Raw genomic sequence first — 11,945 nt, forward strand, 5'->3', positions numbered from 1 at the left:
GTTAACCTCCAAAAATCCGTTTAAATAAGCCTTTTTTCTCAACGTCTAAGAAGCGAAAATCGACAGTTTCACCTAGTAGGCGATTAATTGCGTCAGAGTAAGCTTGGCCTGCATCAGATTCTGTATCTAATATAACAGGTTGGCCTGAGTTTGAAGCACTTAACACCGCTTGCGATTCAGGGATCACACCTAGCAGTGGAATAGATAGAATATCTTGTACGTCTTCTACCGATAGCATTTCACCTTTTTCAACACGACTAGGATTATAGCGTGTTAATAGTAAGTGTTCTTTAATGTTTTCTAGGCCTTCTTCAGCTCGTTTTGATTTGCTGTGTAGAATACCTAAAATACGATCAGAATCTCGAACTGACGACACTTCTGGGTTTGTTGTCACAATTGCTTCGTCAGCAAAGTACATTGCCATCATAGCGCCAGCTTCAATACCTGCTGGTGAATCACATACTATGTAATCAAAGTCTTCTTTTAATTCGTTTAGTACGCGCTCAACACCTTCACGGGTTAATGCATCTTTATCACGAGTTTGTGAAGCGGGTAGTAAAAATAATTTATCTACACGTTTATCTTTAATTAGCGCCTGGTTAAGTTTTGCCTCACCATTTATTACGTTTACAAAGTCATAAACAACACGGCGTTCACAACCCATAATTAAATCTAAGTTACGTAAACCAATATCAAAGTCGATAATAACTGTTTTATAGCCTTTTAACGCTAAGCCTGTGCCAATTGCAGCACTTGATGTTGTTTTGCCAACACCGCCTTTACCAGAGGTAACGACAATTACTTTTGCCATGAGATTTATCCTTTAACCAAAGCTGAAATTTCTAATGATTCGTCTTTTTGTTGTATTTGCACTGCATTTCCCCAATGTTCACCTTGTAGCGAATCACTGATCCAGTAGTTACCATCTATTGAAACTAGTTCGGCTTCAAGTTTTTGGCAAAAAATGTGTGCTTCTTTAAAACCTTTTGCGCCTGCAATAGCGCGGCCGCGTAACGTGCCATATATATGTACATTACCATCGGCAATAACTTCAGCGCCGTGACTTACTGCACCAAGCACGATTAAATCGCGGTCTTTAGCATAAACTTGCTGGCCAGAGCGAACGGTACCGCTAATAATTTGCGCCGGCAAATGCACTGTTTTTTCTACAATAGACGTATTAGCCTCTTGTTTAACAGGTTCGCTCTTAACGTCTTGTGAATAATTTAAAACAGATAAGCCAGCCGCTTTAGCTTGGGCATGTTGCTCATCAGAGCCATTACACACACCAACTGCATTAAAGCTCATGCGCTCAATCAACGATTTTAAGTGTACAAAATCGAGTGAACTGTTTTTAACTTCAAGTAAATTAACAACAATAGGGGCACCTTCAAAAAACCTAGGTGCTTGGGCTATTTTTATATACAACTGTTCTGCTAGAAGGGCTATATCAGTACTATAAAGATGCAAAACTGATAACGTAAAAAGATTCCCTTTTAACTCAAAAATTTGGTCCGACATACACGCTCAATTGAATTGTCTGATTAAAAATCAATATTAGATAAACGTAGGCTGAATAAGGCCTTTATTGAAATTTCTAATCTAAATTTTCTAACTTATTATTACTCTCATGTTATAGTGTGCAGCATTGTTAAGCAAGAATTTATAGGGTCATAATGCTCACTGCTGTATATAAAAGTAAGAAAAAAGCGGATACCTTCTTATTTGTTGAAAAAAGAGATGATTTTAGTAAAGTTCCGGAACCTTTAATGGTCATGTTTGGTCAACCTCATTACGTTATGATCATAAACTTAGCTAAACGTGAACATTTAGGTGGAGCCGATTTAGAAACTGTAAAAGCAGCATTATCAAACCCTGATAAAGGCTACTACTTACAAATTCCACCGCCAGAGGAAAACTTGCTAAGTCAATTACGAAAAGAAAATGGAGTTGATAGTGATTAAAAAACTGACCGTTTTATTATGTGGAGTTTGCTTAAGCGGCTCTGTAATGGCTAAAACACAAGCTGAGTTTCAAACATATTTAACTGATTTAAAGCAAGAAGCGATATCTAAAGGTTACGAAGCGAAGCTTATTGATGATGCTTTTGCAACAGCAACCTATAAAGAGAAAGTGGTGTCGGCTGATAAAAACCAGCCAGAAGTAAAAGAAACACTTGAAACGTATTTACCAAAACGTGTACCTCAATGGAAAATTGATCGTGCACGTAAGCTCTACGCAGAAAACAAAGAGGTACTTGAACAAGTAGCTAAAGAGTTTGGCGTACAAGCTCGTTTTATAGTGGCACTTTGGGGACTTGAAAGTAATTTTGGTACCATTCAAGGTGGCCATAATGTTATTTCATCTTTAGTGACGCTTGCTTTTGATGGACGCAGAGAAGCGCTTTATAAACGCCAGCTTTGGGCAGCACTGGATATTTTAAAATCGGGTCACATTACCTTAGATAAATTTAAAGGGTCGTGGGCTGGTGCTATGGGGCAAACACAATTTATGCCTACATCGTTCAACGCTTACGCGGTTGATTACAATAACGATGGTCGTAAAGACATTTGGACCACAAAAGAAGATGCTTTTGCTTCAATTGCTAATTATTTAAAGCAAGAAGGGTGGAACGATTCGCTTACTTGGGGACGCCAAGTTCAGTTACCTGAAAACTTTGATAGTAAATATGTTTTAGTACGTGGTACTAAAACACGTAAGCAGTGGTTAGAGTATTGGAATGACTCAGAGCGTTCATTAGCTGATTGGCAAGCACTGGGTGTTCGTAAAGCCGATGGTTCTGATTTACCTAATGTAGACGTACGTGCTGCACTGGTTATGCCTGATGACATAAATGGACGCATGTACTTAGCGTACGATAACTACAAAGTGTTTATGCACTGGAATCGCTCGTATTACTTTGCCACCAGCGTAGGTTATTTGTCAGATAGAATTGGATATCCAAAAATCTAATTATTAAAATATGTATATAAATAAAGCCGCAATTGCGGCTTTATTCTTTCTTAAAAATCTTATCTTTTAGGTCAATAACTTTTCCAATACCAGAGCCTAGCTTCATCAGCTTATTGAGTTGTTCTGGCGTTAAACGTTGTAGCTCTGATGACCATTTTGTTACGGTTTCAAGCAGGTTATGAATTTCACCCATTTGTTTTTGCGCGTATAGTTCGTCGTCGTTACTGGCTTCGTCTAATAAGTTATCGCGCAGCAATGTTAGGGTGGGCTCAACTTCGCGTTTTTTACGTTCTTCAAATACACGATTAGCCATATCCCAAATATCGCCAGCAGGGGCGTAGTACTCTTTTCGATCGCCTGGAATATGCTGTACTTTAATCAATTGCCACGATTGCAGTTCTTTAATACCCATACTTACATTACCGCGAGAAATACTAAGCGCATCAGCAATCTCGTTGGCTGTCATCGGGTTTTTAGTAATAATCAGCAAACCACACATTTGCCCGATTGTACGATTAAATCCCCAGCGGCTGCCCATCTCACCACAATGCATTACGAAGGCAAAATTCTTTTCGGATAAACTCATTGCTTAATAACTTTCAGTAATTTCAGAAACTAAATGCTAGCACGCTCATTTTGGATAGCAAGTTCTTAGCCACTTTATAAATCAATTTAAACGACTAAAGTATGATTTAGATTAATATTCATACATCTATATTGGGATATGTTGTACACACAACAGTGCGTAAATAAATCCTTTTTTTATTTTTTCAAATACGATGGAATGACTATGAAAGCTGCAATTAATAATGAATACAAAGGTAAATTACAAATAACAGACTTACCAATCCCTGAGGTTGGAATAAATGATGTTTTAGTTAAAATAGCGGCCTGTGGTGTTTGCCATACTGATTTACATGCCTGCCATGGTGATTGGCCAGTAAAACCTAAAATGCCATTAGTACCAGGGCATGAAGGTGTTGGTGTTATTGATAAAGTTGGTAGCAACATAAAGCATTTAAAAGTTGGCGACAGAGTGGGTGTTCCTTGGCTTTATAGTGCATGCGGACACTGTGAGTTTTGCTTAGATGGTAAAGAAACACTGTGTTTATCGCAGCATAATACTGGCTATTCTATTGATGGTAGTTATGCAGAGTATTGCTTAGCGCATGGTGATTACGTTGTAAAAATACCAGAAGGACTCGGGTTTTCTGAGGCTGCTCCATTATTTTGCGCAGGTGTTACAACGTATAAAGCATTAAAAGTATCCGGTGCTAAACCGGGGCAATGGGTTGCTATTGTTGGTGTAGGTGGGCTTGGTCATTTAGCAGTACAGTACGCTAAAGCAATGGGCTTTAATGTAATAGCTGTTGATACAGGTAAAGAAAAGCTCGCACTTGCTAAAGAGCTTGGCGCAGATATAACCCTCGACTTTAAAGAAGTTGTTCCTAGCGAAGCTATTTTTGAACAAGTTGGTGGCGCGCATGGCGTTGTGTGTACTGCGGTATCTAAAGCTGGGTTTGAACAAGCTTATAAAAGTGTACGCCGTGGTGGTAAATGTGTATTAGTGGGATTACCTCCAGAGGATATGCCACTGCCTATTTTTGATACCGTACTTAATGGCGTATCAGTAGTGGGATCTATTGTCGGTACACGTAAAGATTTACAAGAATGTTTAGAGTTTGCCGCTCAAGGTAAAGTAAAAGCGATTATTGAAGAAAAGCGTTTAGAGGACATTAATGAAATTTTTGATGATATGCTCAAAGGTGAAATTAACGGCCGCATAGTAGTTACTATTTAATCTAAATTAAGCGTTTATAAAACACAAAAAAAGCACGGCTTCTAAATTAGAAAACCGTGCTTTTTAAATACTAAACCAATTAAAGTGTGTAACTAAAACTTAGTTTTGCATTACGCTCTTCGCCTGGCATACCACCTAAAAACATTGCTTTTGAGTAATATTTTTTGTTGAATAAGTTATTTAAGTTTAACTGCATATGCCATTTATCAGTTGTATACGATACCGCTGTATCGTAAATCGTGTAACTTGGTACATAACCATCAGGAATCGAGAATGAACTTGAATTAGTACTTCTGTTATCTACAAACGTAATACCACCACTTATATTTACAGCTTCAGGTAAGTTAAACATATCTGCGTAGTAAGTTACCCACGTGCTCGCTGTTACGTAAGGCACACCTTTTTGGCGTGTGTCGTAACTGCTGCTATTAGGATTACTTTTGTCACGTGCATCTTGATAAATACCGTTTATGTTTACTTTCCACTTATCATTTAGGTAAGCATTTAAATCAAGTTCTATACCTTTGGTTTCTTCTTTACCGTCATAAAAGCTCTCAACTACGTTGTCGGCAGAAACACCTGCTTCATATAATGGATTGCTATACTCTAAATTTGTACGCGAGCTTTCAAATACAACAATTGAAGCAAGTAGCTGATCGTCAAACGCTTTAAATCTAAAACCTAAATCGTTACTTAATGACTCAGAATCTTCTCTGTCGGCTTCGTTACCTGCAACAGAGCCTAAAACACTGTAAGCAGTACGACCTTTTGAATGATTTACAAATACAGATAAATCTTCAGTTGGCTGATACGTTGCACCTAAATTATACGTTAAACCGCTATCTGAAGTATTCGCTTCAGGTGTTGGGTCTGCATTGCTTGAACTATAGCGCTCATCTACACCAAAGTGCTCGTAAGTTTGCTCAATACGGTTATAAGCAACACCTACGCGCGTTGTAAGCTCTTCAGTTATATAACCTACGTGTTGAATGCCTAAGCCCCATGCTTGTACTTTTTTATTGTAGTCACTTGTTTTAAGCGGATCGTAATCTTCAAAGCTGCCAGATGGCCAATTTGGCTCTCTGATATCGTAAATGTATGGCAATGTGCCTTGGTAAAGTAAGTTACCATCACTGTCGTTAATTACTTTATCAGCGTCATAAATTGAGTATTGTTTAAAACGAATGTCTCTATCTTCGTAGTTTGCGTTTACAAGTAATTCGTTATCTACGTCGCCTAACATAAAGTCATAACGTAAATCTAAAAAGTACTGCCACGACTTTTCATCGGCTTCTACTTGGCGATATTCTTGTCGGCGTGCTGCATACGGATAAAGAACACCGTCTTCAACTAAAGGCGCTCGAGGGTCGTTATTTATAATTGAATCGCGCGTTGAATACACGTAGTTATAAGCACCTGTTTGGCGCGCAAAGCTTGAAGTGTAATTACGGTACTGTAGTTGCTGGTTTAAAAACAAATCGTCAGTAATGTAATAGTTATGCGTTAATTTAAAACGCAGCTCTTCACCTTCGTTATCATCAGCCATTGGTGAAATAATACCGTTTGTGCCAAAGCTATAAGGTGTTAAACCATCAGATGCAGATAGCGAATTAGCTAGCTGGTCACGCTGTGCGTCACTTAACTGTACGCCACTTCCTGTCGGATCGTTTACTAAATCAGCCCCCGTTACTTCACCCGCACTTAAACCGTTTGCAGTTTCTGCATTGTAAATACGAATAGGGTGACCAATAGAATCAACCGCTATTTCATCTTTAATGTATGCAGCAGAAAGCATGATGTTTTGTCTATCGTTAAGCACGTACTTAAGCGAGGTGTAAATTTCGTCGCGATCTTCTTTTAAATCACGAAAACCGTCACTTGACGCTGTTTTAGCCATTACACGATATGCTAAATCATCTGTTATCGCGTTAGTGCTATCAAACGATAACGAGTAGCTGTCCCACTGGCCAAGCTCAGCCGATACTTTGTGTTTTTCTTCAAACTCTGGCTTTTTCTCAATTAGGTTAATTACGCCACCTGCACTACCAATGCCATATAAACCGGTTGCAGGGCCTTTTAAAACCTCAACAGATTCAACATTTGTAAGCGAACGAGTTGGATTAAATGTATTGCCTAAACCAGCACCACCATACATACCATCGTAGGTATAGTTTGCGTCTAAGCCACGAATTACTAAGTTATCACCAATACCGTAGTTATTACCTGCTTGTGTTAAACCACTTACGTTTCTAACTAAATCTTGTAGGCTATCTACACCTTGAGATTCAATAAGTTCACGGTCAATAATAACAACCGGTGCAGGTGTTTCCATTAAAGACATGTCTGATTTAGTCGCAAGACCTGAGCTCATCACCACGCGATTTTGTTTTTCGTATACGCTGATACGTTCAATATCAGAGTCAGCTATAGTATTTTCGGCAAATGCCATATTTGCATTTAAACAAGCAAGAGTAATAAGAGAGTACTTAAACGTTTTCATAGAGTGATAACTATTCGCGTTATTGAATTTGCGCGAATGATAATGGTTATTGTTTTTAAAGTGAATAAAAAGTTCATTTTTTTTGATTAAATAGAACTGTTTGGATGATTAATAATCAAAAAGAAGTTTTATAAGGTTATCTCGTTCCTTTTATGGGAATTAAGGGGGCTAGTAAGACTAAGTAATCTTAGCCTTACTAAATAAAATTTTAACCCCCAAAGGTCAACTTGTTTAGCATTTACTATTATTTTTTATAAACGACACCGGCTTTCATTACAAAGGGTACTGACTCTAAGGTTTTAATGTTTTTAAGCGGGTTTTCTTTCACAGCAATTATATCAGCAGCAAATCCGGTTTTAATTTGCCCTAACTGATCGTCCATTTTTAATAGCTTTGCACTATTAATAGTCGATGCTTGAATGGCTTGCAGCTCTGTCATACCAAATTCAACCATGCGGCTAAACTGTTTTGCATTATCTCCGTGCGGGTAAATTGCTGCATCCGTTCCAAAGACCATTTTCACACCCGCTTTTACAGCACGGCTAAAGCTATCACGTTGCCTTTTAGAAACTTGGCGTTCTTTATTTAGATTTTCTTCGCCTACGCCGTTTTGCTCGCCATAAGTTAGCGTGTATTCGGTGTTATAAATATCCATAGAAAGCCAAGTTCCATGCTCTTTGGCAAGGGCTATGGCTTCGTCATCTAAAAAGCTGGCGTGCTCTACGCTATCAACACCTGCTTTAATGGCTGTTTTAATCCCGCTTGTACCGTGTGCATGAGCTGCAACAGGTAAATCTCGCATATGGGCTTCATCAACAATGGCTTTCATTTCTTCAAAAGAATACTGCTGTGCACCTACTTTAGTCCCTTTTGAAAATACTCCACCTGTGGCGCAAAACTTAATAGCGTTTGCCCCGTATTTAATGTTTTCGCGTACTTTTATACGCGCAGCCCATGGACCGTCTGCGACGCCACTTGAAGTATATTTAAGCTCAGGAGGTAGGCGGTTGTTATCACAGTGCCCGCCGGTAATTCCGAGTGATGGCCCCGCAGCCCAAATACGAGGGCCAACTATGTCACCCGCATTTATGCCGTCACGCACCGCTATAACGCTGTAACCTTCTGCGCCAACATTACGAACTGTTGTAAATCCGGCTTCTAAGGTTTTTTTAGCAAAATAAGCCGCTTTAATTGCCATTCTAGGAACTGACTGGCCTAAACGTTCACTGCGTGGAACCGTTGGATCGCTGGTTAAATGCACATGCATATCCATCAAACCTGGCATAAGGGTTAAATCAGGTAGTTGAATATATTTATCATCTTTAGTCAGCGTTGGTTTTTTATTTTGTTCAATGTTTGTAATTACGCCATCATTAATAGTAATTAAGGGGGATTTAATGAGCTTGCCATCTTCAACATCAACCATGGCTTTAGCCGATAAGTAAGTAACGGCATGGGTATTAAAAGTGGTTAAGCAAAGTAAGGCAATAGAGGTACTGAGTAGTCGTTTTTTCATTTTATTTTTCTTTTAAATCATATTTGAATTAATAGAAATGTAACAAGTTCAGATAAAAGTGCAAATTTAATACGATGAATGCAATCTATCGTAATTTCTTTATTAAGCACGATTTAATGCGCATAATTGAACAACGATATTAAAAAGGATTATCATGAAATCAATTAAATTAGCATTAGTTGCCAGTGGCGTTATGTTTGCTTTAAGTGGCTGTATGAATACTGAGCTTAGTACACACACTAACACCAGTGCGCAGCTAAACACAGTTAACGCATCGGCAGGTATTGTTTCAGAGCTTTCGGCAGAGCAACAGCTCGATGTACTTGTTGCACAGTATTACGATGAATCGCTTACATATAGCCCTATAAGCGCAACGTATAGTGGCCGTAACGAGTTTAACGATCAATTTACGCCAGAAATCTCAAAAGAAAATAGAGCTAAAAAAGCGGCTTTTTATAAAAAATATCAACAGCGTTTAAACTTTATAGATAAAGCACAGTTAACAGGGCAGTCGCTTTTAAGTTTTGAAATATTAGAGCGCGACCTTGCACTAAAATTAGAGGGCATGCAGTTTCCTGATTATTTACTACCAATTAACCAAATGGCGGGTGCGCATAACACCTTTGCAGGTTTTGGTTCAGGTCAAAGTGCTCAGCCGTTTAATACAGTTGAAGATTACACTGCTTTTATGTCGCGCAGCGAAGGTTTTGTAAAGTGGCTAGCTAGTGTAGAGCGTTCAATGGCGCAAGGCATTAAACTAGGTATTACGTTACCAAAACCACTTGCTGAAAAACTGCAGCCACAATTTGCAGCTCATGTAGTTAAAAATGCTGAAGACTCACTATTTTGGGGACCAATTAAAAAATTACCAGACTCGTTTAGCGCACAGCAAAAGCAAAAAATTACAGCGCAGTATCGCGAACTGATTATGCAGCACTTAGTACCGGCTTATAAAAGCATGAGTGACTTTTTAGCTAATCAGTATATTGTAAATAGCCGTGAGAGCGTTGGTTATAGTGATTTACCAAACGGTAAAGCATGGTACGAATACCAAATTAAGAAAAACACGACGCTTAGCTTATCTGCAGACGAAATTCATGAGATTGGTTTAAGTGAAGTGTCGCGCATTTTAAGCGAAATGAAAAAAGTAAAGGAAACCGTAGGCTTTAAAGGCGAGTTATCTGAATTTTTTGACCACTTACGTAATTCAGACGAGTTTTACTATAATACGCCTGAGGAGCTAATTGCGGCATATGAAAACGTTAAGAAAAAAATAGATGCGCGTTTGCCTCTGCTTTTTAACATAGCACCAAAAGCACCTTACGTTGTAAAAGCGGTTGAAGCTTACAGAGCGCAGTCGGCTGCAGGTGCGTCGTATGCATCTCCTGCACCTGATGGCTCTCGCCCAGGCATTTTTTATATCAATACCTATAACTTAAAAGCACAGCCGAAATTTTTACTCGAAACCTTATCTATTCATGAAGCAGCGCCAGGTCATCACTTTCAAATAGCCCTGCAACAAGAAATAGACGGCTTACCTGACTTTCGCAAATTTGGTGGTTACACCGTATTTGCAGAAGGTTGGGCACTTTACGCAGAAAGTTTAGGCAAAGAGCTAGGCTTATTTACCGACCCATACATGTGGTACGGGCGTTTATCAGACGAGCAATTACGTGCAATGCGTTTAGTGCTTGATACTGGTTTTCATGCAAAAGGGTGGACGCGTCAGCAGGGTATTGATTACATGCTTGCTAACTCATCTATGGCTAAAAGTGATGTAATTGCTGAAGTTGAGCGTTATATTGCATGGCCAGGCCAAGCGCTTTCTTACAAGTTAGGTCAATTTAAAATTCAAGAACTACGTGATTATTCAAAAAAAGAACTCGGCAATAAATTTGATATTAAAGCGTTCCACACGCAAATATTAATTGATGGCGCATTGCCAATGCCAATCCTTGAGGAAAAAATTAAGCGTTGGGTTAAATCTCAAAGCTAATTTGTAGCGCAAAGCCTGTACTTTGAAAGGGTATTGGCTTTGCGCCATTTACAGCAATACGGTAGAATGCGCGCTCTTTAGCGGGGCACGAGTAAACTATGTTTGATCAACAATTAGCAAATACACAATTTTGGCTTAAAAAAAGCTTAAGCGACATGAGTCAAAACGAATGGGAAGCCATTTGTGATGGATGCGGAAAATGTTGTTTAAATACGTTTATTGATAGCGAAGATGAAGACGAATTTACCGCCACCGATCAGTTACGCGAAGGTGAGCAATTAATATTTACTAATATTGTATGTCAGTATCTTGATAACAACACCTGTGGTTGTAGCGAATACGAAAACCGCCAAACGCTTGTTCCTTCTTGTGTAAAACTCACAAAAGAAAACCTTAAAGACATCTTTTTTATGCCACAAAGCTGCAGCTACCGTCGTTTACATGAAGGCCGGGGTTTGGCTTCTTGGCATCCGTTATTAAACAATGGCGATAAAACAAAAATGCACGAATTAGGGATTTCTGTAAAAGACAAAACAGTAAAAGATTGCGATGTAAAGCTAGACGACTTTGATTTGTACATTGCAGAGTGGCCAACAAAGGACGCTGAGTAATGAGCAAACAACAAGCGGTAATTGGTTTAATCAATCCTAAAAGCCCGACTAATGTTGGCGGTGTATTGCGTGCAGCAGGGTGTTACGACGCCAAACAAGTGTTTTTTACCGGTAACCGTTACTTAAACGCTAAAAAGTTTCATACCGATACTAAGAACGCACTTGAGCGTATCCCTTTAACTGAAACCAATAGTTTAGAAGCGGTAAAACCAGAGGGCGCAACGGTTGTTGTTATTGAGCTTATTGAAGGTGCAACACCTTTACCTGAGTTTAAGCATCCTGAAAATGCGTTTTATGTTTTTGGCCCTGAAGATGGCTCTGTGCCAAAAGACGTTTTAAAGTGGTGTGATGAAGTGGTATATATTCCAACTATTGGCTGCATGAACTTAGCGGCTACCTGTAATGTTGTTTTGTATGATCGCTTAGCTAAATTAGGCGGCGTTGAGAGTAGTGACGATACTATTATTAGCTCTCGTGATACGAACAATAAAATGAAATGGCAAAAAGCATCTGATTAATTGAGGTTTATTTGTGCAAAAATGTTAGTT

At 38.9% G+C, this 11,945-nt stretch carries 11 protein-coding genes; 6 read left to right on the forward strand and 5 right to left on the reverse strand.

The features are described from left to right. Window position 1: 1 nt before the first annotated feature. Window positions 2-811, reverse strand: coding sequence for a septum site-determining protein MinD (minD, locus tag I6F66_RS07310; RefSeq protein ID WP_165727982.1), 810 nt, complete (start codon window positions 809-811; stop codon window positions 2-4). A 5-nt stretch (window positions 812-816) separates the two neighbouring features. Then, window positions 817-1,521, reverse strand: coding sequence for a septum site-determining protein MinC (gene minC, locus I6F66_RS07315; RefSeq protein ID WP_165727981.1), 705 nt, complete (start codon window positions 1,519-1,521; stop codon window positions 817-819). 155 nt (window positions 1,522-1,676) lie between these two features. On the opposite strand from minC, the gene I6F66_RS07320 reads away from it, so the two are divergent. Together I6F66_RS07320 and I6F66_RS07325 are read left to right on the forward strand one after the other, a co-directional pair. Further along, window positions 1,677-1,964, forward strand: coding sequence for a YcgL domain-containing protein (locus tag I6F66_RS07320; protein WP_165727980.1), 288 nt, complete (start codon window positions 1,677-1,679; stop codon window positions 1,962-1,964). After that, window positions 1,957-2,973 (forward strand): lytic transglycosylase domain-containing protein, encoded by a 1,017-nt coding sequence (locus I6F66_RS07325; RefSeq protein WP_165727979.1) that lies wholly within the window; start codon window positions 1,957-1,959, stop codon window positions 2,971-2,973. The genes I6F66_RS07320 and I6F66_RS07325 overlap by 8 nt, the downstream gene beginning before the upstream one ends. A gap of 40 nt (window positions 2,974-3,013) precedes the next feature. On the opposite strand, the gene I6F66_RS07330 is transcribed toward I6F66_RS07325, so the two are convergent. Beyond that, window positions 3,014-3,559 carry a GbsR/MarR family transcriptional regulator gene (locus tag I6F66_RS07330; protein ID WP_165727978.1) on the reverse strand — a complete coding sequence of 182 codons (546 nt, stop codon included), beginning with the start codon at window positions 3,557-3,559 and terminating at the stop codon, window positions 3,014-3,016. 204 nt (window positions 3,560-3,763) lie between these two features. On the opposite strand from I6F66_RS07330, the gene adhP reads away from it, so the two are divergent. Next, window positions 3,764-4,774, forward strand: coding sequence for an alcohol dehydrogenase AdhP (gene adhP, locus I6F66_RS07335; protein ID WP_076924691.1), 1,011 nt, complete (start codon window positions 3,764-3,766; stop codon window positions 4,772-4,774). Window positions 4,775-4,853: 79 nt separating this feature from the next. On the opposite strand, the gene I6F66_RS07340 is transcribed toward adhP, so the two are convergent. Further along, on the reverse strand, window positions 4,854-7,274 hold the full coding sequence (locus I6F66_RS07340; RefSeq protein WP_197209006.1) for a TonB-dependent siderophore receptor: 2,421 nt from the start codon (window positions 7,272-7,274) through the stop codon (window positions 4,854-4,856). Window positions 7,275-7,518: 244 nt separating this feature from the next. Further along, window positions 7,519-8,790 carry an amidohydrolase family protein gene (locus I6F66_RS07345; protein WP_197209007.1) on the reverse strand — a complete coding sequence of 424 codons (1,272 nt, stop codon included), beginning with the start codon at window positions 8,788-8,790 and terminating at the stop codon, window positions 7,519-7,521. Window positions 8,791-8,944: 154 nt separating this feature from the next. Here I6F66_RS07345 and I6F66_RS07350 point away from each other — a divergent pair, with 154 nt between their 5' ends. The 3 genes from I6F66_RS07350 (at window position 8,945) to I6F66_RS07360 (ending at window position 11,915) form a co-directional block, all read left to right on the forward strand. Further along, window positions 8,945-10,786 (forward strand): DUF885 family protein, encoded by a 1,842-nt coding sequence (locus I6F66_RS07350; protein ID WP_197209008.1) that lies wholly within the window; start codon window positions 8,945-8,947, stop codon window positions 10,784-10,786. Window positions 10,787-10,884: 98 nt separating this feature from the next. Then, the gene (locus I6F66_RS07355; protein ID WP_197209009.1) at window positions 10,885-11,397 is read left to right on the forward strand and encodes a YcgN family cysteine cluster protein; all 513 of its coding nucleotides are present in this window, start codon (window positions 10,885-10,887) and stop codon (window positions 11,395-11,397) included. Next, a complete protein-coding gene (locus tag I6F66_RS07360; RefSeq protein ID WP_101163498.1) occupies window positions 11,397-11,915 on the forward strand; it encodes an RNA methyltransferase in 519 nt (172 codons plus the stop codon). The genes I6F66_RS07355 and I6F66_RS07360 overlap by 1 nt, the downstream gene beginning before the upstream one ends. Window positions 11,916-11,945 lie beyond the last annotated feature (30 nt).

Source organism: Pseudoalteromonas sp. NZS100_1, from assembly GCF_015864285.1.
Taxonomy (GTDB): Bacteria; Pseudomonadota; Gammaproteobacteria; order Enterobacterales; family Alteromonadaceae; genus Pseudoalteromonas; species Pseudoalteromonas arctica.

Coding starts and splice junctions, on each gene's coding strand:
- I6F66_RS07330 (WP_165727978.1), bottom strand. CDS start 3,559: ATGAGTTTATCCGAAAAGAATTTTGCCTTCGTAATGCATTGTGGTGAG.
- I6F66_RS07340 (WP_197209006.1), bottom strand. CDS start 7,274: ATGAAAACGTTTAAGTACTCTCTTATTACTCTTGCTTGTTTAAATGCA.
- minC (WP_165727981.1), bottom strand. CDS start 1,521: ATGTCGGACCAAATTTTTGAGTTAAAAGGGAATCTTTTTACGTTATCA.
- minD (WP_165727982.1), bottom strand. CDS start 811: ATGGCAAAAGTAATTGTCGTTACCTCTGGTAAAGGCGGTGTTGGCAAA.
- I6F66_RS07320 (WP_165727980.1), top strand. CDS start 1,677: ATGCTCACTGCTGTATATAAAAGTAAGAAAAAAGCGGATACCTTCTTA.
- I6F66_RS07355 (WP_197209009.1), top strand. CDS start 10,885: ATGTTTGATCAACAATTAGCAAATACACAATTTTGGCTTAAAAAAAGC.
- I6F66_RS07345 (WP_197209007.1), bottom strand. CDS start 8,790: ATGAAAAAACGACTACTCAGTACCTCTATTGCCTTACTTTGCTTAACC.
- adhP (WP_076924691.1), top strand. CDS start 3,764: ATGAAAGCTGCAATTAATAATGAATACAAAGGTAAATTACAAATAACA.
- I6F66_RS07360 (WP_101163498.1), top strand. CDS start 11,397: ATGAGCAAACAACAAGCGGTAATTGGTTTAATCAATCCTAAAAGCCCG.
- I6F66_RS07350 (WP_197209008.1), top strand. CDS start 8,945: ATGAAATCAATTAAATTAGCATTAGTTGCCAGTGGCGTTATGTTTGCT.